Raw genomic sequence first — 23,104 nt, forward strand, 5'->3', positions numbered from 1 at the left:
ACCTGTTCGTTTTCGCGTTCGTGTTTGTTTTCGTTGAGAGCGGAGTTAGCGGGACTGTGCCGCCTGTCTGGTTGAGTCAGAGGCATCCGTGTAGCCGCCACCCAGCGCCGCGGCGAGGGCAATCTGCCGGTCGCGGCGATTCATGCGCAGGTTGGCTACCGCCTGGCTGCTGGAGAGTGCATTGGTCTGCGCGTTCAGAACGGTGAGCTGGTTGGTCAGGCCTGCCTTGTACTGCGCCAGAGCCAGGGTCAGCGCGCGCTGCGCGGCGGTGTCGCTGCGCAGCGCGCTGTCGATCTGCGTGTCGAAGGCGCGAATATCGGAGAGCTGGGTCGCAACATCGGTCAGGGCGTTCACCAGGGTCTCGTTGTAGTTCGCGACGGCAAAGTCGAAATCGGCGTAGCGGCCCTTGAGCTGCGCGCGCAGCGCGCCGCCATCGAAGATCGGCAGGTGAATCGCGGGACCGGCCGAGGCCGTGCGGCTGGCAGCGCGCAGGAAGCGGCCCCAGCCAAAGGCGTCGAGGCCGATCGCGGCGGACAGGTTGATGTCCGGATAGAACTCCGCCTTGGCCACCTTGATGTCATGCAGGGTGGCATCGACGCGCCAGCGAGCGGCGACGATGTCGGGACGGCGCGAGACCAGATCGGCCGGCAGGTTGTCGGGCAGGCGGACTTCGTCGCCGGTGGCCAGGGCAGGGCGGCTGATCGCCAGGCCACGGTCCGGACCCTGGCCGAGCAGCGCGCCCAGTTGGTAGCGCGTGCGCTGGATATTGCCGTCGAGCGAGGAGAGCGCGACTTCGCTGGCGGCCAGGTTGGCTTCGGCGGTGCGCTTCTCGACCTCGGTCTCCAGTCCCATGGTCACGCGCCCGTTAGTCACGCGCAGCACGCCACGGCGCTGCTTCACTTCGTCCTGCGCAATGTCGTGCAGCGCGTAGAGGCGGGCCAGTTCGTTGTAGGCCCGGGCAATCGCGCTGCTTAGCGTCAGCTTCACCTGTTCCGCCTCGGCCTCGCTGGCGTGCACCGCGGATACGGCGGACTTCAGGGCTTCGCGGTTCTTGCCCCACAGATCGAGTTCATAAGAGGCGTTGATGACAGCCTTGTTCTCCGACTGCCAGGACCCGGCGAACGGGGGCGGCACGAGCGTGCTTTCCGAGAAACGTTGCCGCGTCCAGGAATAGCCGGCGCCTACCTGCGGCAGCGTATTGGCATTGGCTCCCTCGCTGAGCGCCGTGGCGGCCGCCACGCGAGCCCGGGCCTTTTCCAGCGACGGGCTGCCTTGCAGCGCTTCGCCGATCAGCGTCATGAGCTGGGCATCGCCGAACTGGTCGGTCCAGTCCGCCGAAGGCCAGCGGCCTTGCTCGGCGGGGATGCTCTGCGTGGTGGCGTAGGCAGTGGCTTCGGCGATGTGCTTGTCGCTGTGGATGCCGGCATAGTTGGCGCAGCCGGCCAGGACCGCCGCCATCAACACCGAGAGCGCGGGGCCGGCAAAGCGGCGTGTCGAGGAGGTAATCTGATTGTACATTATCTGACCTGTCAGTTAAATAAGCAAAAAAAAGCGATCAAATATTCGCAAATTTGGCAAGGAGCCGGCGAAATTCAGTGAATTCCTCCGGGCTGAACATCTTCAGTCGGGCATTGAGCACCTTCGGCGCCACTTCCGGAATGCGCTCTGCGACGGCCATGCCCTTCTCCGTCAGCGTCAGGTTGACCATCCTGCGATCGTCGACGCTACGGCTGCGCGCCAGCAGGCCCTTGCTTTCCAGTTTGTCCAGCATGCGGGTCATCAGGCCGCTGTCGATGCAGAGCAGCTTGCTCATCTCGAACGGCGTGTGGGCCTCGCCACGCGTCAGGAGGAGCAGAATCCCCATATGCTGGGCAGTGATGTCCAGGTCTCTCAGAGCCGCATCCATTTCGATCAGGAGGCCGTCGCGGGCACGGTTGAGAAAGAACCCTACGCTCTGCATGAGCTGATAGTTCTCCTTCGAGTAATGATCCACGGTGAGACCTCATCGATGTTATTGACGAAACAGTAGTTGATAAGTCAGATATATGCAAGATGGATTTTTGGCCTGCAGCGCTGCGCGACGGTTGAGCTCGTCCAAGCCGCCGATTTGTATGGTGAGCTTTCAGCAGCATGAAGCCCGGAACCTCATCGCGCGGGAGAAGAGGCCGTGGGATAAGCAAAAAGGGAACTAGTCTACGGCCCGGGTTGCATTTGCGTCATGGCGTCGACGCGGCCTGCCRTCGCCGGAATATCTGCCTATCCGCGCTTTGCCGAATCCTCGAACCTGGCGAATACGCGAGCCTGGACCGCGTCCATGACTGCGAGGACCTGCTCATCGGCGGGCGCGCTTGCTGTCACGCCGGTCGCCYTTTTCGGCTTTGAGCCCACTGGATAGAAGACAAACACCGTGTCGAACCGGCCTGCCGATTCCTTCTTCAGGCGTCGGTTGAGCGCCTTCAGGTACTGCTTCTTGATGGTCTTGGACATAGGTTCCGGGGCTCTCAGTGCTGCTGTAAATGGGGGCTCGAATTTCAACTGGCGTAGCGACCACTTCCACGGCGTTCGTCCCAAGGCAGCTAGCCGGGATGCGCCCGCGAAGACGGGGGCAGCCGACCGCTGCCGATCAGTTCAATGAGATCGGCGACCCGCGTCTCGGCCATGGCAAAGGCCTCGGTTTCTTCCATGGAAGGCCGTCCCGCGCGAAACACCGTCTGCAGTGTCCCGGCAAGTGTGTGATGGCGGACAAGAACGAATCCCTGGTGCTTTCCATTCGTAAGTGGCTCGGTGTAGGCCTTAAATTCGTAATAGCCGGCGCGCTTGTTACTTTCCATGCACTCTCGCTGTTATGGTGTGCACGGAGTCCGCCAGCGCGCAGTGGCGAACTCCGGCTCAACTTTCTTGCGGCTCCACCCGCCGTGTTGGCTGGATGTGCATACGCGGGCGAACGGATGTCTTCCCGACGCAATGTGCGACCCTCCAGGCATTAACGAGGGTCTAACCTTAGGATATCAATTCGCAGGCTAGCGTTCCTCAGGGAATTTCCCGGAGACCGCTTGCGCGGCATGGGTGGCGGCCCGCCCGCCGGAAAATCCCGTAGCACCTTTCAAACGCACGTTCGTGGTTCAGGCGGGGAGACATGCCATGGAGAGGGCACTGAAGTTCGAGCTTGCGCAGGAACAGTCTCACGTGCTGCGCGACCTTCCCCTGCTCCCGACATTGCAGGTGGAACCGCCGCGCGAGGAAGCGTTGCGTAGCGACTATTTCGACACACCGGATCTGCTGCTCTGGCGGCAGGCCGCATCGCTCCGGGTTCGTCAGGCGGCCGGTCACTATGTGCAGACCTTGAAGTCAGCGGGCGCACGCCGTGCGGGCCTGTTCGAGCGAGAAGAGTACGAAACGCCGGTTGCCGGTAACGCGCCCGATATCGCTGCATTGCTGGCGATCGTGCCTGAGACATCGCCACTCTCACCGGTGATGAAGACGCACCAGCTACAGGAGCAACTGGCACCGGCGTTCTGTACGGACGTTTGTCGCACTGTGTGGCTGCTAGGGCTTCCCGAGGGAGATGAAGTCGAGCTCGCGATCGATACCTGTACCGTGGTTGCCGGCGAATCAAGCCAGTCATTTTCCGAACTGGAGCTGGAACTCAAGCGTGGCAAGGCGGACCACCTCTATGCACTGGCGCTGAATCTGGCCGACACGGTGCCGGTGCGCCTTAGCCTGGCGAGCAAAGGCGATCGCGGCTACGGCCTGCTTGTCTGCGAGAAGCCGAAAGCCGTGCGTGCGAAGCCGCTCGTGCTGGAGCGGCAGGGCTCCGTGGGGGATGCTTTCCGGGAGATCGCGCGGAACTGCCTTGCGCAAGTCCACGCCAACGAAGCTGTAGTCGCGAGCGCGCAGTCGCCGGAGGGCGTACATCAGATGCGCGTCGGGCTACGCCGTTTTCGCTCTGCGCTCGATATGTTCTCCGGCGTGGTCACGCTGCCCGCCGAGCTGCAGGACGAAATCAAATGGATTGCAGGCGAGTTGGGCAAGTCCAGGGACTGGGAGGTGCTTGCCCATTCGACGCTGCCTCAGGTTTCGGCGGGGGAGGAGGACCTCCCTGGTCTTCGGCGTGTCAGCGAGGCCGCCGCGGAGATTGCGAGTGCTCGACGGCATGATGCCGCCGAAGCGGTTCGTTCCGCGCGCTATGCGCGGCTGGTTCTCGCGCTGGGACACTGGATGGCGGTTGCGTCCTGGCAGGGGGATGCGGAACCGTCAAAGCAAATGCTGCTGGCCATGCCGGCAAGCGAGCTGGCTCGCGATGTGCTGCGCGCGCGCCATCGCAAGCTTGTCCGTCGCGGGCGAGGGCTGCACAAGCTCGACGCGCCACGGCGGCATCGCGCTCGTATTGCCGCAAAGAAGCTGCGCTATGCAACCGAATTTTTCGCGTCGCTGTTCCGGCGGAAGTCGCTGGACAATTTTCGCGGCGTGCTCGCCAGGCTGCAGGATGACCTTGGCTGGGGCAATGACATGGCCGTGGCTGGCCACCTCCTCGGTTGTCTTCAGCAGGCCAACGAAAGTGTCTCAGGCGGCGCAATCTATGCCAGAGGATTCCTGTCGGCACGCCTCGTCGCTGATCGGGAAAATCAGCGACGGCTCTGGAAGCGGTTCCGCCGCACGGAACGGCCACAGTAAGGCGCATCTTCTCCCGGGCATGGTTGCCGGTTTGGCGGCGGGTGGCATGGCGCACCACCTTGAAATCCGCACAGATCGTGATTGCTTGCCTTTTGATCTGAAGGACCGCACGCCGGGCGACGCGGTGAGCTACCCCGCCGGCGATCCGCATGCCGCCATGCGCGACGACGGGAAGCGGCGCTTCACCCGCAAGGACGGAGCGCAGACTACCCGGCGGCTTTCCCGTTCGATGTCCGCCCGGCCCGTTGACTCATCCTGCATCCAGGCCGCTTGCCTGCCGTGCCTCATGCGCTTGCAAGGCAAGCGCCGCCGCCAGGCCGGCGCCGCACATGGCCGAAGTCAGCAGGAAGGCGCGTCCGCCGACGCTGGCGAAGAGGAAGCTGCCCAGCAGTACACAGCTGGCTGTCAGCAGGCCAGCGCAGGCTGCGTAAAGCCCGGTGCCGCTGGAGATGACTTGCTCCGGTACGCGGGTGCGGATGTATTGCGCTGCGCCAAGCTGGGTGAAGCCGAGCGTGGCGCCTTGCAGCAATTGCGCAAGCATGGCTACGCTGGCCGTTTCGGCCAGGCCGATCATCGACCAGCGCAGGATGCCCGCCGCGCAGGCCAGCGCGATCAGCGCCGGTGCCGATATCCGCGCAGTGCCTGGCGGGGGATCGCCGCATAGACGGCCTGGACCGCACTGGCGAACGTCTCCGGCGATTCGATGGTCCTGCGATGGTTCGATCCGAACCGCTTTGCCAGCGATGGTATCCGGGTGGTCTCCCGAGGTGGCCTTGCGTATCACTTCGGCAAAGCGGGCGGCGTCGCGCAGCGCGCTGTTCATGCCGCCGCTGGCCATTTCAGTGCCCAGCTGGCCTACCTGGATATGGGCCTCATCCTCGGATGCCATTAGTTACCAGTCACCAGTTGCCAGTGGCATAGCCGGCCGTCATTTTTGTTCATTGGAACGCCCGGCGCCGAGCGCTTCGAGCAGTGGCCGGAGGGCATCGAGTTCCGCGCCAAAACCGGTCCAGTCGCCCGCTTTCAACCGCTCCATGGCGCGGTCATAGTGGGCAAGTGCCTCGCGGGCGCGGCTGTCCGACGTGCCCTGGCGCTGCGCCGCCGCGGGGGCGGCTTCCTTGAAGAGCGCCGCCAGTGCGGCGCCCAAGGTCTCCTCCATGACCACATGGTCGCCGTAGGCGGCGATCACCCGCTTCAGCTCGGGCAATTGCCCGGACTCCGCGCGCAGGTAGAGCGGGGAGACGTAGAGTATCGCGTTCTCGATGGGCACGACCTGGAGATGGCCGCGGATGACGCGCGAACCCATCTGGTTCCACAGGGAAATCTGCTGGGAGATCTCGGTGTTCTGCTGGATGCGCGCTTCGATCTGGAACGGCCCGTAGATCAGCTTGTCCTTGGGAAACGCGTAGACGACGAGCTTGCCGTAGTCGGGAGGATCGCAGCGTGCCGCCAGCCACGCAATCATGTTCTCGCGCCGGCTGGGCACCATCGGCAGCATCAGAACGAACTCGGCGCGCGGCTCCGCCGGGAGCCGAACAATCATGTAGTAGGGCGACATCGGCGCGCCGGCGCCAGTCCCGGCCCCGGTCCCGGCGTCAATGTCGGCCAGCTTGCGGGGGAACTGCCAGAGATCCTCCCGGTTGTAAAAGACTTCCGGCGCTTCCATGTGGTAGGCACGGTAGATCTGCGCCTGGATCAGGAACAGGTCCTCGGGATAGCGGATATGTTGCTGCAGGTCCTGCGGCATCGTGCCCAGTGCCTTGAACAGGCCCGGGAAAATGCGCTGGTACGTCCGCACGATGGGATCGGCGGGATCGCTGACATAGAAGTCGACAGTCCCGTTGTACGCATCGATCACTACCTTGACCGCATTGCGTATGTAGTTGTCGCCGTCTTCGCTGGCCGGCTGGGAGTACGGGAACCAGCGGCTGGTGGTATAGGCATCCTGGATCCAGTAAAGCCGCCCGCCGCTTGCGACGATGTAGGGGTCATGGTCGAGGCCGAGGAACGGGGCGATCGTGCGTACCCGGTCCTGGATGTTGCGATGGAGCAGGATCCGGCTTGAGGGTGTGATGTAGCCGGTCACCAGGATGTTGGGATCGTCGAACTGCCAGGCGAAGAGGGCCTGCAGCGCCAGGCTGCCGATGCCGATGCCGTCGCGCCCGCTGTAGTTTGTATAGACGTTCTCGTCGCCCTTGGGATAGTCGAACTCTGGCGCGTTGCCGTTGACGATAACGTAGCCCTTGCCGCCTTCGCCGAAGTACAGGCGCGGCTCGCGGATGGCGGGGCCGCCGTTGGAGACGGGCGGAATATCCTTCAGGTAAAGGGAGGGCAAGCCCTCCGCGGATTTCTCCGTGACCGGCGACATCACGACGCCGTTGCCGTGGGTGAACAGCAGATGCAGGTTGACCCAGGTCTGGGCATTTGCCGGCAGCAGCGACGGCTCCAGTTCCCGCGCCGAAAGCATGACTTGCTGATAGCCGGCGGCAAACCGGTAGCGGTCGATGTCCGTCGCCAGGAATTTGTAATAGGTCCTGATCTCCTGCAACTGCGCATAGGTATCCCGCAACGGCTGCAAGTCCCACAGGCGGATGTTGTCGATGGTCGGGCGATTGGCCTGGAGCGTGGCGAGATTCAGGTTCTGTTGGGCCGGAAACGGCTTTACCGCGATCTGCGCCAGGCCATAGGCCTCCCGCGTCAGCGCAATATTGTGCTGGATATAGGGCGTTTCCAGCTGTAGCTCGTTCGGCTTGACATAGAAGCGCTGGAACAGCGCCGGGTAGGCCACGGCGAATACGAATGCGCCGCCGAACACGATCAGCGCCGACGCCGCGGGAATCCGATAGCTCCGCCAGCGTATATTGGCCAATGAGGCGACCGCGGCAGCGGTGGCCAGGCCGATCAGCGGCCACAGGACCGGCAGCCCGACATGGACATCGGTATAGCCGGCGCCCACCACGACGCCGTTGTCGCCGTAGAGCAGCAGGAAGCGGTCGAGCCAGTAAGACCAGGCCTGCAGCAGGAAGAACAGTCCCAGCAGCACAGAGCCGTGGGTGGCGGCTGCTGGCGAAAGCCCGCGCGGCGACTGCAGGAATGCGATGTCGCCGCGCAGTCCGTACACCACCGCGGCGACGACCGCGCTGCAGCCGAGCAGCAATAGCAGCCAGTTCCTGAGCGCGATATAGGCGGGCAGCGAGAAGAGGTAGAAGCCGATGTCCTTGCCAAAGATCGGATCGCCTTTGCCAAAGGGCACCTGATTGACATAGCGCAGCGCGATGTCCCAGTCCGAGGCTTCGCTGACGGCGAGGAACAGGCCCACGAGGACGGCGGCCCCGGCGATGGCGGTGCGCCAGTGGACGTGGGGCGCGACGTCGCCGACCAGTTCGCTCAGGACCTCCGGCATCCCGGGCGGAGATGCCGACTCCAGCTTCCAGGCGCCAGGGCTCGCGTAGCGGTGCGCCAGCCATCCCGACGCCCATATCGCGCCCGCCGAAGCCACGAAGACGGCGGCGAAAAGAAGCGCCTGGGTAAAGAGGATCGTCCAGAAGACGTCCGCGTAGCCGACGGAGGAAAACCACAGCCAGTCAACCAGCATGCCGGTGACGCGGCTGACGACGATCAGCACGGCGACGACCGCCACGATCCTGGCGGCAATGCCTCTCAGCCGCGTGCCGGATCCGCCTGGCGATCGCATCGATCGTGCTCCTTTGCCGGAACGTCATCCATGGCCTGCTGTGACCGGACCTAGGTACGCTGCCGGTCTGCCCGAAACCTGGCCGAACGGGTTGGCGGGGCGACCGCGATAGCCGGCTCCCAACAAAGCAAAGGTCCGCGCCGGATCGCCCCGGATAATCAATTGTAGGTGGGGAATCACCGCGCAGCACGCTTGCCGGGGCGCGTCCGATACCGCCCCCGCCCAAGTACATGAAGCGGCACCGCGGTGAAGACGGGATTTACGAAAGCTCTATGGCAGGGCAATACCTCTTTACGCCATTTGCACGGGCCAGTTCCTAACCTTGTAAGGCCCGGCAATTCGGTGGCGCCGCGGAGCTTGAGTGCTCGCGGGCCCGAAGCGCGCATTGCCTGTGCTTCCCCTGGCCAACCTACCTGGTAAGCAATATGACGCCGCACTTCACCAAAGCACCGCGCACAAGCGAACCCCGCCACGGCGGCAGCTATTACCTGAAGCTTGCCGGATGCCTGCTCGTGCTTGGCCTGTTGTACGCCTTGTGAATGAGGGGGCGGGGCCCCCCGCAGCCGTCCCTCCTACTCCTCTACGTAGCCTTTGCGCAGCTTCTCCGCCACCAGCTTGTCCATCTCGCGACGGGCCCGCTCGGCAGTGTCGAACTGCTTGAGATTGACCTGCCCGCTGCTGCCGATGCGGCCGTAGCTGACGCTCAGCTCGGTGCCGCTAAGGCTGGCGCGCCAGAACTTGCGCGAACTGCCCTGCTCGAAGCGCAGCGCCCGCACCAGTTCCGCTTGCCTGGCGCCGCTTGCGGAGGTGCCGGTGCTGGCGTCGTTGGCCGAACCTGAATCCGAAGCCGGCGCCAGCGGTTGCGCTGGTGGTGTCACCACCGGCGCCAGCGGCTCGACTTCCGCATCCAGCGCGCGGTCCTCGCCGTCGGCCAGCATGGCTTCGATGCGGGCCAGTACCGCGCCGGCATCGTGCAGCCAGTCCTTGCCGGGAATGTCGAGCACCCGCCAGCCGAAGCTGCGCAGGATGCCGGGACGGAACACGTAGCGCTCGGCGGTGTCCGCCACGGCCTCGGCCGGCGCATCGAGCAGGATCGCCAGCGCATAGCCCTGCGCGGACGGATCGGCGATGGCCAGGTCGCAGCGGAACTGGGAGCGGCCGACATTGACGTGCACCTGGTGGCCGCGCGAGCGCAGCGCCTCGGCCATCGCGTCGCGGATGCTGTCGGACGCGGCCTGGCGCGTGAAGGCATCGCGCGCGCCCAGGTTCAGGGCGCCGAGCACCGCCTGCGCGCGTTCGAACTGGCCGCGCGCGCTGGCTTGCGCGAACTGCAGGAAAGCGCGCAGCGCGGCAGCGCCATCGTTGTGCACATTGGTGATGGCTTCCGCCTGGATCGTCGACACCACCGCCATGCGGTGGCGCGCGCGGCTGAAAATCACGTTGAGGCGCTTCTCGCCGCCGCGCTGGTTGATCGGGCCGAAGTTCATCAGCATCTTGCCGTCGGGGCCAGGCGCGTAGCAGATGCTCAGGATGATCACGTCGCGCTCGTCGCCCTGGACGTTCTCCAGGTTCTTGACGAACAGGCCGTTGAACTGGTCGTCGTCCTCGCGCACGTACTCGCGCTCCAGGCGCATGGCAAAGTCCGCGTCCTCGCTGGCCAGCGCCTCCAGCGCGGACTCGATGGCGGTTTGCTGCGCCTCCGAGAAGGCGACAATGCCCAGGCTCAGCCCGGTCTCGCGGCGCAGCATCTCGCGCACGGTCTGGGCGATATAGCGCGCTTCCGGCGCGTTGCGCCGGTCGAGGTAGACGCCATCGCCCAGCCGGTGGAAGCTGACCGGCCGTGCCAGCAGCGCGTCGGCCCCGGCGATGCCGGCGTCTTCCTGGTCCGAGCGCAGCGGCGCTGCCTCGTCCTCGGCCTGCTCCAGCAGACGGTCGGGAATGGTCACTAGGCGGCCGTCGTAGAAGGCGGCGTTGGAGAAGCTGATCAGCGATTCGTGGCGGCTGCGGTAGTGCCACGCCAGCAGGGTGGCGGGCAGGTTGCGCGCGGCCTGGTTCAGCAGGCTGTCCGAGTCCAGGTTGATGGCGATGCGCTCTCCTTCCTCCTCCACCACGATCTCGTCGTCGCCCTCGGCGCCGCTGGCCGAGAAGAAGCTGGTCGGCGGCAGCTGCATCTCGTCGCCGACCACCACCACCTGGCGCGCCCGGCTCAGCGCAGGCACCGCTTCCTCCGTGGGAATCTGGCTGGCCTCGTCGAATATCACCACGTCGAACAGGTCCGGCGACAGCGGCAGCGTGTCGGACACCGACAGCGGGCTCATCAGCCAGATCGGCTTCAGGTCGTTGATGACCAGCCCGGTCTCGTCGTCGCTGAGGTCGCGGATGGAGCGGTGGCGCATGCTCTTGCCGAACTCGTGTTCCAGTTCGCGCCGGCCGGTGGCATAGCGCTTCTTGAATGCCTTGCCGTCGGCATCCAGTTGCGTCGCCGACAGCGAGGACTGGCGCACGTGCTCGGCAAACTGCCGGTGCAACGTTGCGCGTATCACCTGGGCGTTGAGCGCGAGCAGCTCGCGCTGGCCCTGCGCTACCGCGCGCGCGGCCTGCGCCAGCGCCGCCCCGCTGAAGTGCGCCAGCGCCGGGCTCTCGCGCTCCAGGCGGCGCAACGCCTCGTCGGCGACCAGCGCCTCCAGTTGCGCCGGTGCGTGGTCCAGCAACTGCAGCGTGGCGGCGCAGGCCGGATCGGCGGCATGGACGGCGCGCAGCAGCGGCAGCAGGTCGGGCAGGTCATCCAGCGCTTCGCGCAGGTCGCGCAGCAACTCGGCAATGTCGCCCAGGCGCGCGTCCGGGGCCAGGGTCAGTCCGTCGCGCACGCGCAGGGCCAGCTTGTCCAGCGCCTCGCGCGCGCCGGCTTGCGCGCGCGCCGTGGCGGCCGGATCGACAGCCTGGCGCAGATGGGCAACCAGTTCGCGCGGACCGCTGGCTGACTGCGCGCGCTGCTCCAGTTCGGCCAGCGCGCGCAGGAAGTCCTGCATCGCGACGACGCCATAGCGTTTGCGGCTGTCGGCATCGCACGCGGCCAGCGCGGCGCCGGCCGCGTGCTCGGCGGCCAGCGCCTCCAGCACTTTGCCGAAGCCCGGATGCACGGCATGCTTGCCGAAGTCATAGCGGCGCTTCAGCTCGCCGCGCAGGCGCCACCAGGCTGGCTGCAGCCAGCGCGCCAGCGACGGCTCCAGGCGCCGGACCAGCGCCAGCGCCGACTCGGTGTCGCCGGAGCTGAGCTTGTCGCGCCAGTTGGACGTCGCTGCCTGGGCGGCGGTGAGCGCCTGGGCGCGCGTTTCAAGTTCGGCCCGCACCTGGCGCAGCGCGCCTTGTGCCGGCGATGCCGGATCGAGCAGATCCAGGTGCGCGGCCAGGCCGGTGTCGAGCAGCCATTGGCAATCGGCGGCGATCGCACGGGCCTGTTCCAGCGCGGTGTCGTGGCCGATCAGGCTGGCGGTGCTGTCCAGCAGCGGGTCCAGCGCGTCGAACAGCGCCTCGGTATCGCTGCACAACTGCTCGGCGCGGCCGAAAGCGCGCTCGTCGGCCAGTAGCTCCCGCGGCAGCCGGGCGAACGGGTGCGCGGCAAGCGCGTCCATGCCGAAGCGCTCGCGCATGGCGCGATGCACGCGCTGGGTGAGTTCGCGCTGGCGATCCCAGCTGGCCAGCGCCGGCAAGCGCTCCCGCATGGCCGGGCCGGTCTCGGGCGCCGCGGGCAGTCCGGCCACGCGGCGCAGCAGCACGCGCACGCTATCGCCCAGCGCCTCGGGCGCGGCCGCCATCGCCGACTCGAAGCGGTCGATACGCTGCTGCTGCCCCGCCAGGGCCCCGGCCACCTGTGCCCGGCGCGCCGCGGCCGCGTCGCCGTCGTGCGGCTGGGCGATCCACTGCTCATAGCAGGCGCGCAGATCGGCGATAAAGGCCTTCTTGTCGGTCTGCGAGTCATGGATCAGGCAGCACAGCGGATCCAGCCCGCTTTGCTTGAGCCGGTGGAACACCACGTCCAGCGCGGCGCGCTTCTCGCAGACGAACAGCACGCGCTTGCCGCGTCCGGCGTAGTCGGCGATCAGGTTGGTGATGGTCTGCGACTTGCCGGTGCCGGGCGGGCCCTGGATGATGAAGCTGCGCTGGCTGCGCGCCAGGCCGACGGCGGCGTTCTGCGTGGCGTCGGACGCCACCACGCTCCACTGCTCGCCCGGCGCCAGTGGTGCCGGCGCCTGCGTCTCGATGTCACGCGGCTCGATCGAGAACACGCGGTCGAAGGCGGGGTTGGGCCCGGGTTCGTCCAGCAGTTGCGCGTAGTCGCGCACCAGCGACATCTTCTTGTAGTTGAAGTTGGCCAGCGTCACCTGGGTCAGGTCCAGGTCCCAGGCATAGCGGTGGCCTTCGGATTCCTGCAGCACAAAGCCCTTGCGGTCGCCGGCATCGGCAGCATCGGCGGTGCCGGCAGCAGGCTGGGCGATATTCGGCTGGCGTGGGCCGGCGCTGGGCGCGGCGCCCGCCTCGAAGCGCTGTGGCAGCTCGCTCGGCCGGACCCAGTGCTCGAACAGCGCCCGCCCCAGCGGGCGGTAGTCGTCCTGCGCATAGCTGTAAGGCGGCAGCCAGCCACCGCCGCTTGCGCGCGCGGCGGCCACGCCCGGCTTGCGGCGCTGGAACTGCTGCATGCGCTGCAGCGCCTTTTGCCGCACCAGCCGCACCGCGGCCTTGTCCACCAGGCGCAGTTCCACCGACGGCTCGGAGCCGCGGATCTGCGCCAGGAGACTGGCATGGATCTCGGCCAGCGAGGTCTTGCCCAGGTCCACCGTTTCGTCCAGGCGGATGTCGTACAGCTGGCTCAGGTGGTGGCGCAGCACCGGGTTGAACTCGGCCTCGCCGCTGGTGCACTGGATCACGTACTGGTCGCGCACGCCCTTGCGCTTGACCAGTTCCACCGGCAGCCACAGCAGCGGCGTCACGATACGCTCGTCCGGTGCTTCCTTGAGGTTGTGCCAGCGCAGGAACGCCACTACCAGGCGCAGGTTGCTGAAGCCGAACTCGGCACGGTCGCGGCGTGTTTCGGCGATCAGCCGGTCCAGCGCCGCCGGCAGGTAGGGCTGGTCGTCGAAGCGCAGCCAGCGCTGCAGCGAAACCGGCTTGCCGTCCACCAGCTCGGCGGCGAACGGGCCGCCCCAAGTGCAGATGTGCTCCGGCCGCACGCTTTCGATCTGCAGCATCAGCGGCACGCTGGCCACGGTCAGGTTGACGCTGGCCGCGGTGGGGCGGAAGTACAGCAGGCGGTTGCGCCGGGACAGGTCGAACAGGCGGTCGCGCAGATGCGCGAGCACCGCCGTGCGGCGCGGCGCCGCACCGCTGGCCCCGGCCAGCGCACGCTCCACCTCCAGGGCCAGCGGCTGCTCGCGCCAGGTGCGCAGCCGCGTGGCCAGCGAGGCCACGTCGGTGGCGCGGTCGTGCCGGTTGATCTCGGTCATCTCCACGATCACCGCGGCCACGATGGGGTGCAGCCGCTCGTGCAGCAGGAACAGGTTGCGCCGGCAGGCAACGAACTCGCGCAGATCGTCCTCGTCGGCGAGGTCCGCGCCGCAGGCCAGGCTGGCCAGCGCCATGCCGAGCAGGAAGATGTCGCCGATCTCGTCGTGGTGGCCGACCAGCAACTCCCAGCTGGCCGGGCCGGGCAGGTACACCGGGCGCTCGATCGGCGCCGCGGGATCCAGTTGCAGCGTCAGGTCGGTTTCCTCGCGGCGCCCGTCGTCGGCATGGCCGCGCTGCAACGTGCCGACGATGTTCAGGCCCGAAGCCGGATGCGGCTGCACCCGGTGCACGGCGCCGATATCCATGACCGGCAGCTCGCCGTCCGGCCGGCGCAGGCCGAGCGCGCCATCCTCGCCCACCAGGATACTGTCGGCGTCGAGCGAGGCGACCCTGCCCTGCGCGTGCAACGCGGCGACCTGCTGGAACAGCGGCAGCATCAGCACCAGTACGTCGTCGGTGGGCAATGCCGCGCCCGCCTGCGCCTCGATCAAGGCGCGCAGGGTACGCGGCGCGCTGTTGGCGATCGTGCTGTCGTTCATGCCTGGGCCTCCTTGGCCAGTTGGCGGTTGTAGCGGTCCATCTCGCGCTTGCCGAAGCCGGCATCGCGGCGCAGGTTGCCGTGCAGCGCGTCCAGGCTGCCCAGCGCCTGCGCCACCCGGCCGGCGCGCAGCAGCGCCGCCTCCTGCTGGTCCGGGTCGGCCAGGGCCAGGTCCATCATCAGCGCATTGAGGTAGGCGCGCACGTCATCGCCGGCCACCTCCGCGGCGAATGCCTCCGGGCCCACCGCGGGCTCGTCGTCGCGCCAGTCGGGAAAGAGCATGCGCACCTGTGCCAGCACCGCCTCGCTCGCCAGCGGCGTGCCGGCCAGGTAATGGGCAAGGAAGCCGCGCGTCAGCGCCTGCAGCCGCCGTTGCCCCGGCAGGTCAAGCCGCTCCAGCGCCAGCGGACCATGCAGCCGGGTCTCGATCCACTGGTCCAGGCCGGCCGCGCCCTCCCACCACAGCGCCAGCGCGCGGGCGCGGATAAAGGTCTCCGGGTGGCTGTGCGCGTTGCTGGCGCCTGCCTCGTGCGACTCGATCTCGGCGGCCTGGCGCAGGTAGGCCGCTGCATCGACGCTGCCTATGCCCGTCTGCACCTTGACCAGCGTCGACACGGCCGGCGCCACCGCGCCGGCGGCCACCGCGCCGCCCCGGTCGGCAAACAGCTCGGTGTGCAAGGCATAGCGCCGGTAGGTCTCGCGATGGCTGCCGCTGGTGCCGGGCGCCGCCAGCGCGTCGTTGAGGATGCGGTCGGCCACCAGGAACCGGCCGTCGTCGCGCGACCACAGCAGGTAATGGGCCAGCTCATGGCCGAATACCGCAAGCAGCTCCACCGCCGACAGTCGCTCCAGCAGCGGCCCCTGCAGGATGATGTGGACCTCGCCGGGCACATAGACCAGCGAGGCGTTCATCTCCTGCCCGGGGGACTGGTACAGCGTAGCCCGCGCATCGACGCCCAGCCGCGCCATGGCCTGGGCCAGCGCCGCATGCACATCGGCATGCGCCTCGGCATCGATGCGATAGGTATCGCGCAACAGCATCACGCGCAGCGCCTCCAGGTGCTCGGCGCGGGTCGTGCGCGCGCTGGCCCAGCGCCAGACGTCGGGCTCGTGGCTGCGCAGGTAGTCGACCACCGTTGCGTGATAGGCCAGCGGCGTCAGCGCGCTGCGATCCGGGGCGTGAGAGTCCATGCGGGAAATCCCAGGGTTGCATGGAGGCTGATTCTACAGGGGGCGGGATGGCTGGCGCGGTTCGCCGGGACCGCCGCTTCATTGGCATGAATGCCCTTGCCGCGCGCTCTTCCCAACCGGCTTGCCTGGTTCCTGGATGGCGTCGTGATTTGCTGCTCACATGTTATGTTGTCATACAACATGAGGTGATGCGTTCGCGGCTGTTGCTGTGTTCCTGGTTCGATTTTTCCGGTGTTAACCCTGGAATTCGCTGTGTACCCTTGCTTGAAGGTTTGCCATGTCATAGGATGACTGATAACGAGAGTACGCCCCTCAAAAGCGGTTCCCTCCTGACAGGACCCCGATATGAAAGCCAACATCCTCCAGCTCAACCCGATCCTGGTCCCTGCGATCAACGACCAGCTGGATTCGCTCTACACCGTGCACCGGTTGTTCGAGCAAGCCGACAAGGATGCCTACCTGCGCGAGCACGGCGCCTCGATCCGCGCGGTCGTCACCGGCGGCCACACCGGCATCGCCAGGGCGATGATGGAGCAACTGCCCGCGCTCGAGGTGGTGGCGGTCAACGGTGTCGGCACCGATGCGGTCGACCTCGAATACGCGCGCGCGCGCGGCCTGCCGGTTACCGGGACGTTCGGGGCGCTGACCGAGGACGTCGCCGATCTCGCCGTGGGCCTGCTGATCGCCACTTGCCGGGGCATGTGCCCGGGCGATCGGTTTATCCGCGCCGGCGACTGGGTCCGGCATCCGCAGCCAAGCGCGATCCCGCTGGCTCGCCGCGTCAGCGGCATGCGCGTGGGCATTGTCGGCATGGGCCGCGTGGGCCGTGCCATCGCGGCCCGCATGGCGGCGTTCGGCTGCCCCATCGCCTACACCGACCTCAGGGCGATGGAGGATGTCCCTCACCCCTTCGTGGCCGACCTCGTGCAACTGGCCCGCCAGAGCGATGCGCTGATTCTTGCCGCCGCCGCGGACAAGGCAGAGGGCATCGTCAATGCCGAGGTCCTCGACGCGTTGGGCAAGGATGGCTACCTGATCAACGTCGCGCGCGGCCGGCTGGTCAGGGAAGACGATCTGGTCGCGGCGCTGTTAGCCGGCCGGATCGCGGGCGCCGGGCTGGATGTTTTCGTCGATGAGCCTAACGTGCCCGAAGCCCTGTTCGCGCTGGACAACGTCACGCTGCAGGCGCACCGCGCCAGCGCCACGCACCAGACGCGGGCGGCCATGGGCGAGATGGTCCTGGCAAGCATTGCCCAGGCGCTGGCCGGGCAACGGCCGGAGTTCAGCCTCACCACCTGAGCGCCGGCAGCCGCCTTCCTCAGCCCCAAAAGACGATAACCAGGATCACAGGAGACAAGATGCAAATCAAATTTCTGGCGGCCATCGCCATGGGCGTGCTCGCGTGCGGCATGGCCGGCGCGCAATCCTATCCGGCCAAGCCGATCACCATCGTGATCGGCTCCAGTCCCGGCAGCACCACGGATGGCCTGGCCCGCGCCATGGGCGCCCAGATCACCATGGAAACCGGCCAGCCGGTCATCGTCGACAGCCGCCCCGGCGCATTCGGCGGCATCGCGGCGCAGTTTGTCGCGCGCGCGGCCCCTGACGGCTATACGCTGTTCATGACCACCAACACGACGCAGGCCGCCAATCCGCACCTGGTGAAGAACCTGCCCTACAACCCCATCAAGGACTTCGCACCGATCGGCCAGGTGGTCCAGGGCTACATGCTGATGGTCGTGAACCCCAACGTGAAGGCCAAGAACGTATCCGAATTCATCGCGCTGGCGAAGACGGAGCCGGGCAAGCTGACGTTCGGCTCGGGCTCATCGTCGGCGCGGGTTGCCACCGAGCAGTTCCAGCACATGACCGGGACCAAACTCACGTATGTCCCCTACAAGGCCAATCCGCCCGCCGTGATTGACCTTGTCGCCGGACAGACCGACGTGATGATCGTCGACCTGACCACCAGCCTGCCGCAGGTCAAGGCCGGCAAGCTGCGCGCGCTCGGCGTCAGCAGCCCGCAGCGCTCGCAGCTGCTGCCCAACGTGCCGACCATCGCGGAGCAGGGCGTGGCGGGCTACGAGTCCGGTTACTGGAACGCGCTCTACGCGCCAGCGGGCACGCCGGCGCCGGTCATCAACCGGCTCAACGACCTGATGCGCAAAGCCATGGCAACCGAGTCGATCCGCCGTTTCGTGACGGAGAACGGCATGGAGGTGAAGGTGTCTTCGCCCGAGGAACTCGCCAGATTCCAGCTTGCCGAGCTGGACCGCTGGGGCAAGATCATCAAGACGGCTGGCATCCAGCCTGAGTAGGAGCCAGCGGTATGCGGTGCGGTACTGCCAGGGCCGCCACCGCCTACAGCGCGTACTTCACCGTCAGGTAGAACGTGCGCTGCGGGAACGGGTGGAACAGGAAATACTTGCGGTTGTTGAGGTTGTCCACGCCCAGCGCGCCGCTCCAGTGCTTGTCGAACTGGTAGCGCACCCGCGCGTCCATGACGAAGAAGCTCTCGAAGCCTTGATAGGTGGCGGGGTTGATGTCCGTGTTGTCGACCGTCGCATAGACGCGGCTGCTGTAGCGCGCCGCCAGGGTGTAGGCCCATTTGCTGTCCGGCTGGTACGTTACCGCCAGGGTGCTGCGCCACGTCGGCACGTAGGGGACCCGCTTGCCGACCGATGTCGCGCCCGGAATGGTGGGGACGTAACTGTCGTTGGACAGTATGCGTGAATCGACGTAGGTCACATTGCCGGAGAACGACAGGCCGTGGATCAGCACGTTGTCCTGCTGGCCTGCCAGCTCCACGCCGACCTGACGTGTCTTGCCCACGTTCTGCGTAAAGGAGACCGGCGTGGCAAAGCCGGGGATCGTCGACGTTTGCGAGATCAGGGCGTTCGACACGTACTCGTTGAATACCGAGAGACGCATCTTGCCGTCGTTGGCATGGTGCTCGACGGCCAGTTCGCCGGACATGACGCGCTCCGGCTGCAGGAAGGGGTTCGCCTGGACAAATGTCGTGCCGGTCTGGATGGATTGATACAGTTCGCCGACGGTGGGGAACCGATACGCCTTGCCGAACGAGCCGGTGACCGACCATGTCTCGGTCGCGTCCCAGGTGACCGACGCCTTGGGCGAGAAGGCCGACTTGTCCACGCCGGGCTGGTTGATCGGCACCCCCACGCCATTGCTGCCCGTCGAGAAATTGAAACCGTCATACGCGCGCCACCATTCGTAGCGGCCGCCCAGCGTGGCCTGCCAGCCCGGTGCCACGCGCCAGACGTCCTGCAGCCACAGCGCGCTGGTCTGTGTCTTGCCAAGCGAGTTGCTGAACAGCGGGCCGCTGCTGCCCGATGTCCAGTTCGCCRTCGTGTACGTAGGGCTGGCGAGCTTGAACTGATCGTAGTGCGCGCCAAAGCTGACGATGTTCGCCCCCGCGGCGCCCTGCGGCCGCCAGATTCCCTTGAGATCGACCGTGGTCCATCCGGTCCCGCTCATGTCGGTGGCGCGGCCGGGGCCGCCGCTCTGCGCGCCTGGGTAGAGTCCGGTGGAAAGGCGGCTCAGGTCCCGGAGATAGTAGAGATTGCTCAGGGTCATTTCCCAGTCGAACAGTCCCTTCGTATGGGTTTCCACCTTCAGGCTCTGCATCAGGTGCTGCTGCTCGATGTTGTTGCTCGAGAACTGGCCGGCGATGGTGTTGGCGTTGTACGCGAACCCGCCGATATTGACGCTGCCGCTCTGGGCGCCATAGAAGGGCGTGCCCGCGGCGGTGCTCAGGTAGGTCTGGGCGTTTGCCTTCGAGCTGTTCTGCCAGTAGCCCAGCGTGTAGGCCGCGCTCAGCGTCGGCGTGAAGTCATAGGCCAGCTTGACGGCGGCGTTGTCCTGCAATGTGTGGATGAAGTTGCCCGCGCCGATCACCTGGATCGCGCCGCCTGTACGGTTGCGGTCCGCGATGGCGCCGGTGATGACCGGCAGCCCGGCGCCGGCCCGGGTCGTCGACTGGCTGACCGTACCGATGCTGAGCGGCTGGCTGAAGCTGTTGAGGTGGCTGGCATTGAACCACCACGACAGCTTGCCCACGCGGTCGCCCAGTGTGGCGCTGTATTGCTGGGCCGGCTCGTTCTCGCTGGTGCCGTATTTGCCGAAATGCTGCACGGCGCCCGTGAATTCCAGGCTGCCTTCGAAGGCCTTCGGCATCCGTGTGGTGATTTCCGTCACGGCGCCATACGAGTTGCCGGGGTAGGCCGCGGAGAAGGGGCCATACATCACGTCGATGCGATCGACTTGCTGCGGCGCCACCATGAACCACTGGGGCGACCCGTTGCCGTTGTTGTTATTGATCAGCGTGGATAGCAGGACGCCGTCGGCGTAGATCAGGCTGCGGGCACTGGCATTGATGCCGGTGGTGCGCGTGGCCATCGGCGACTGGGTGTCGCCGATGAACCGCTTGCGCACCAGCACGTCCGGCAGGTACTTGAGCATGTCTTCGGTGCCCATGACGTTGATGGTCTCGGCCGCCTGCTGTGCCGTGATGCCCTCGGTCGTTTGCGGCAGTTGATTCTTCTCGGCGAAGGACCGGGTTTCGGTGACCTGTACCGCGGGCAGGGTCCGTTCCCCCGGCGCCCCCTGGCCTGCCGCGACGGCTGGCGTTGTGCCGCTGTCCTGGGCGTGGGCGCTGCCGGCCCCCAGGATGGCAGCCGACAGCAAGGTACAGCCGCAGCTGACGAAAGCTAATGCAAATGCCGGTGACGGCAAGGCGCCACCGGCGATGCCGGCGCGAGGGTCTGGATTCATGGTGTTCCGGGCAAGTCTGGAGCGGACCGATAGCCCGCTCGTGGCATGGACGCGCGCCCGCGGAGCGGGGGGGCGATCAGGCGAAGGCGATCATGCCAGGGGTGGCGCCCGGGCCGTTGCGCGCAGGAGGCCCGGAGGCTGGTAGGCATTGCGCTGCAATGCCGGCCGCGCAAGACCAAGCGGGGTGAGGTGGGGGAGAAAGGCGAACGGCGCGTGCGGCACCGCATTGGTGTTGCCAAGATCCGCGCAGACCAGGCAGCAGAGGGCATCGTCGAGGCTGTGATGGCTGCCGGGTGCGTCCTCAGGGAAGTGCGTTTGCTCGTCGATCGGGACAACGCGCATACCGCTTGCGCTGCAGATCGTCATGTCGGCCATCTGCCCGTCCACCTGCCCGTGGGCCATCTGTGGCCACGGTGCATGCAGCACCATGCCGAGCAGCGCGAGCCACAAGATGAGCCGACGAGTGAGGGGCATATTGTATGGAGACAATGGGTGGCCGATTATAGTGGCGAGCCGCCGCCTGCAAGGGCGCTGTGGGCCTGATTCCGCTGGATCGGGGTGCGGCGCAGCGCCGCACCCGCTGCCGTCGGATGGGCGTGTGCAGCACCAGGCATTGGATGCGGCCGGCGTCCTTGCATACCTGTCAGCTTATATCCCCTTGCGGCGCATTTCCCTGTGCTGTGTACGGTTCGCCACGTTTCTGCGTAAGAGGCGCTTGCAATTCAGGCATGCGTGTACGCCGGGGCTGACCGCAGGTGATGGGGGGGCGGCTATGCCTGAGGCCAGCCGAGTTCGATGAACACCTTGCACAGTGCCTCCATGCCTGCCGCATCTTCGTCGTCAAAGCGGCCTGCCACCGGGCTGTCCACGTCCCACACGCCGATGAGCGTGCCGTCGGCGGCGATCAGCGGGACCACGATCTCGGATTTGGAGGCGGCGTCACAGGCGATATGGCCGGGGAATGCGTGGACGTCGCGGACGACTTGCGTGCTGCGGGTCTGGGCTGCGGTGCCGCAGACGCCTTTGCCGAGGGCGATGCGTACGCAGGCGGGTTTGCCCTGGAATGGACCGACTACCAGCTCGGTGCCGTCGTAGAAGTAGAAGCCTGCCCAGTTGAGGTCTTGCAAGGAGTGGAATACCAGGGCGGAGAAGTTGGCGGCGTTGGCGATGGGGTTGGTTTCGTCTGCCAGTAGTGAGCGTGCTTGGGTGATGAGGTTCTGGTATTGCTCGGGTTTGGAGGTGGGGGTGGGATTGGTGGGTTGTTGGTGCATGGTTGGGTCTGGTGGGTGGTTGCAGTCGCTGAACGTTGATGTCAAGGGTTTAACGTCAAAGGCCTGACTTCAAAAGCTTAAAGTCAAAGGCAGTTTCACCACCCCTGCGGGGCGGCGACCTACTTTCTTGTCTTGCCAAGAAAGTAGGCAAAGAAGGCGCCCCATACGGCCTGGTACACCTTGACGGCTCGCTTCGCATCGCGCTGGGGTGTGGCCCGCCCTTGGGGGCGCTCCACACGTTTAGACCGAATCGTGCGCTGGTGATATCGCTTTTCTTTGACATCCTTTGGTTCTTCGTGGCCTTCGTTTCGGTTCTACGTTCGACGCGAACTGCCGTCGGGTCTCCACTGGTTCGCTCCACGCTCCCGCTTGCTGGAGGGGCCGGGGGGACTGGGCGCGCTCGCTATGCTTTGGTGCGTCCCGCAGGGCTTTTCCGGCGCTTGGGAGGCATCCTGGCGGTAGGCTTGCCATCCGGTTTCTCGCACGTCTCCGGTTCGGGCTCGTCGGCCAGTTTATCCCGCAACCATGCGATAAACACCTCGGCGTCCTTCGGCAGTTCGCGCGCCGCAGGTACCGCCATCAGCCCGTACTCGAACTGCGCAAAGCCATATGGCGCGAGCAGTTGTCCATCCCTTAGCTCCTTGCGGATCAGCCGCTGTTCGATCAGCGCTACGCCTGCGCCGGAGAGCGCGGCCTCAATGCACAGGTGCGTGTGCGGGAAGGTGAGTTCGCCGGCGGGGGCGATGCGTTGGCCGGATAGCGCTTCCCACTGGTCCCAGGCGCTGGACGTGAAGTCATGCGTAATGCGCACGCCGGAGCGCACGGAGCCGGCGTATGACGGCGCGCACACGGGCCCGAAGGCTACCGGCGCCAGGTGCAGCGCGCGCTGGCGGTCGGGCTCGGGGTAGGAAGTCAGGTCCCAGGCAATGACTACGTCGGCGCCTTCCGTGCGCATTTCCCGGGCGGAGGTCATGGACAGGCGGATCCGGATGTCGGGCCGCAGGCGGTAGAAGTCCACCATGTGCGGCACCAGCCAGCGCATCGCGAACGTGGCGCTGCAGGCCACGTGCAGGCTCGGCCCGCGCGCCTGGTCGATCAGCCGGCCGTAGCCTTGTTCAAGCTGGTCGAACACGGACCGCACCACGTCGTACATGCCCTGGCCGCGCTCGTTAAGGCGTACCCCGGTGCCGTCCTTGTCGAACAGCGTCGTGCCGGCATGCTCCTGCAACAGGCGCAGTTGCCGGCTGATCGCGCCGTGCGTGCGGCATAGCTCTTCGGCGGCGCGCGTGATGGAGCCGGTTCGCGCCGTGGCTTCGAAGGCGCGCAGCGTGGACATGGGGGGCAGCGTCCGCATGAACTGTCCTTGTATGAAGAAAACTG

15 protein-coding genes are annotated in these 23,104 nt (G+C 66.4%); 3 read left to right on the forward strand and 12 right to left on the reverse strand.

Annotation, left to right across the window (positions count from 1 at the left end; translation table 11 throughout):
- Positions 1–45 precede the first annotated feature (45 nt).
- The 4 genes from AC1DT6_RS26425 to AC1DT6_RS26440 all read right to left on the reverse strand — a co-directional run bounded on the left by AC1DT6_RS26425 (position 46) and on the right by AC1DT6_RS26440 (position 2,831).
- Positions 46–1,518: an efflux transporter outer membrane subunit gene (locus AC1DT6_RS26425; RefSeq protein ID WP_441625997.1), complete on the reverse strand. Its 1,473-nt coding sequence runs from the start codon at positions 1,516–1,518 to the stop codon at positions 46–48.
- Positions 1,519–1,555: 37 nt separating this feature from the next.
- A complete protein-coding gene (locus tag AC1DT6_RS26430) occupies positions 1,556–1,993 on the reverse strand; it encodes a MarR family winged helix-turn-helix transcriptional regulator (protein WP_441625999.1) in 438 nt (145 codons plus the stop codon).
- A gap of 263 nt (positions 1,994–2,256) precedes the next feature.
- On the reverse strand, positions 2,257–2,487 hold the full coding sequence (locus tag AC1DT6_RS26435) for a hypothetical protein (protein WP_477115006.1): 231 nt from the start codon (positions 2,485–2,487) through the stop codon (positions 2,257–2,259).
- Between the two features lie 89 nt (positions 2,488–2,576).
- A complete protein-coding gene (locus AC1DT6_RS26440) occupies positions 2,577–2,831 on the reverse strand; it encodes a hypothetical protein (protein ID WP_441626002.1) in 255 nt (84 codons plus the stop codon).
- A gap of 310 nt (positions 2,832–3,141) precedes the next feature.
- On the opposite strand from AC1DT6_RS26440, the gene AC1DT6_RS26445 reads away from it, so the two are divergent.
- Positions 3,142–4,674, forward strand: coding sequence for a CYTH and CHAD domain-containing protein (locus AC1DT6_RS26445; protein ID WP_477115007.1), 1,533 nt, complete (start codon positions 3,142–3,144; stop codon positions 4,672–4,674).
- 250 nt (positions 4,675–4,924) lie between these two features.
- On the opposite strand, the gene AC1DT6_RS26450 is transcribed toward AC1DT6_RS26445, so the two are convergent.
- From AC1DT6_RS26450 to AC1DT6_RS26465, 4 genes are all read right to left on the reverse strand, one after another.
- Entirely contained in the window at positions 4,925–5,563 is a 639-nt protein-coding gene (locus AC1DT6_RS26450) for an MFS transporter (RefSeq protein WP_441626006.1), read from the reverse strand.
- Positions 5,564–5,602: 39 nt separating this feature from the next.
- Positions 5,603–8,368, reverse strand: a complete 2,766-nt coding sequence (locus tag AC1DT6_RS26455) for a UPF0182 family membrane protein (protein WP_441626008.1) — start codon at positions 8,366–8,368, stop codon at positions 5,603–5,605.
- 572 nt (positions 8,369–8,940) lie between these two features.
- Positions 8,941–14,469 (reverse strand): AAA domain-containing protein, encoded by a 5,529-nt coding sequence (locus AC1DT6_RS26460; protein WP_441626010.1) that lies wholly within the window; start codon positions 14,467–14,469, stop codon positions 8,941–8,943.
- Complete coding sequence (locus AC1DT6_RS26465; protein WP_441626011.1) at positions 14,466–15,659, reverse strand: M48 family metalloprotease; 1,194 nt, start codon at positions 15,657–15,659, stop codon at positions 14,466–14,468. The genes AC1DT6_RS26460 and AC1DT6_RS26465 overlap by 4 nt, the downstream gene beginning before the upstream one ends.
- A 345-nt stretch (positions 15,660–16,004) precedes the next feature.
- Here AC1DT6_RS26465 and AC1DT6_RS26470 point away from each other — a divergent pair, with 345 nt between their 5' ends.
- Positions 16,005–16,958, forward strand: coding sequence for a 2-hydroxyacid dehydrogenase (locus tag AC1DT6_RS26470; RefSeq protein WP_441626013.1), 954 nt, complete (start codon positions 16,005–16,007; stop codon positions 16,956–16,958).
- Positions 16,959–17,017: 59 nt separating this feature from the next.
- Positions 17,018–17,977 (forward strand): Bug family tripartite tricarboxylate transporter substrate binding protein, encoded by a 960-nt coding sequence (locus AC1DT6_RS26475; protein WP_441626015.1) that lies wholly within the window; start codon positions 17,018–17,020, stop codon positions 17,975–17,977.
- Positions 17,978–18,020: 43 nt separating this feature from the next.
- Here the strand turns inward: AC1DT6_RS26475 and AC1DT6_RS26480 are convergent, their stop codons facing one another.
- The 4 genes from AC1DT6_RS26480 to AC1DT6_RS26495 all read right to left on the reverse strand — a co-directional run bounded on the left by AC1DT6_RS26480 (position 18,021) and on the right by AC1DT6_RS26495 (position 23,078).
- Positions 18,021–20,453 (reverse strand): TonB-dependent receptor, encoded by a 2,433-nt coding sequence (locus AC1DT6_RS26480; protein ID WP_477115008.1) that lies wholly within the window; start codon positions 20,451–20,453, stop codon positions 18,021–18,023.
- A 90-nt stretch (positions 20,454–20,543) separates the two neighbouring features.
- Positions 20,544–20,903, reverse strand: a complete 360-nt coding sequence (locus AC1DT6_RS26485) for a DUF2946 family protein (RefSeq protein WP_441626019.1) — start codon at positions 20,901–20,903, stop codon at positions 20,544–20,546.
- A 320-nt stretch (positions 20,904–21,223) separates the two neighbouring features.
- Positions 21,224–21,724 (reverse strand): GAF domain-containing protein, encoded by a 501-nt coding sequence (locus AC1DT6_RS26490; protein WP_441626021.1) that lies wholly within the window; start codon positions 21,722–21,724, stop codon positions 21,224–21,226.
- Between the two features lie 403 nt (positions 21,725–22,127).
- A complete protein-coding gene (locus AC1DT6_RS26495; RefSeq protein WP_441626023.1) occupies positions 22,128–23,078 on the reverse strand; it encodes a LysR substrate-binding domain-containing protein in 951 nt (316 codons plus the stop codon).
- Positions 23,079–23,104 lie beyond the last annotated feature (26 nt).

It is taken from the genome of Cupriavidus sp. 01L45, from assembly GCF_056399885.1.

Excerpts from the sequence above, each read along its gene's own strand:
- AC1DT6_RS26440 (WP_441626002.1), bottom strand. The coding sequence starts at position 2,831 with ATGGAAAGTAACAAGCGCGCCGGCTATTACGAATTTAAGGCCTACACC.
- AC1DT6_RS26465 (WP_441626011.1), bottom strand. The coding sequence starts at position 15,659 with ATGGACTCTCACGCCCCGGATCGCAGCGCGCTGACGCCGCTGGCCTAT.
- AC1DT6_RS26460 (WP_441626010.1), bottom strand. The coding sequence starts at position 14,469 with ATGAACGACAGCACGATCGCCAACAGCGCGCCGCGTACCCTGCGCGCC.
- AC1DT6_RS26490 (WP_441626021.1), bottom strand. The coding sequence starts at position 21,724 with ATGCACCAACAACCCACCAATCCCACCCCCACCTCCAAACCCGAGCAA.
- AC1DT6_RS26455 (WP_441626008.1), bottom strand. The coding sequence starts at position 8,368 with ATGCGATCGCCAGGCGGATCCGGCACGCGGCTGAGAGGCATTGCCGCC.
- AC1DT6_RS26425 (WP_441625997.1), bottom strand. The coding sequence starts at position 1,518 with ATGTACAATCAGATTACCTCCTCGACACGCCGCTTTGCCGGCCCCGCG.
- AC1DT6_RS26450 (WP_441626006.1), bottom strand. The coding sequence starts at position 5,563 with ATGGCATCCGAGGATGAGGCCCATATCCAGGTAGGCCAGCTGGGCACT.
- AC1DT6_RS26495 (WP_441626023.1), bottom strand. The coding sequence starts at position 23,078 with ATGCGGACGCTGCCCCCCATGTCCACGCTGCGCGCCTTCGAAGCCACG.
- AC1DT6_RS26445 (WP_477115007.1), top strand. The coding sequence starts at position 3,142 with ATGGAGAGGGCACTGAAGTTCGAGCTTGCGCAGGAACAGTCTCACGTG.
- AC1DT6_RS26475 (WP_441626015.1), top strand. The coding sequence starts at position 17,018 with ATGCAAATCAAATTTCTGGCGGCCATCGCCATGGGCGTGCTCGCGTGC.
- AC1DT6_RS26470 (WP_441626013.1), top strand. The coding sequence starts at position 16,005 with ATGAAAGCCAACATCCTCCAGCTCAACCCGATCCTGGTCCCTGCGATC.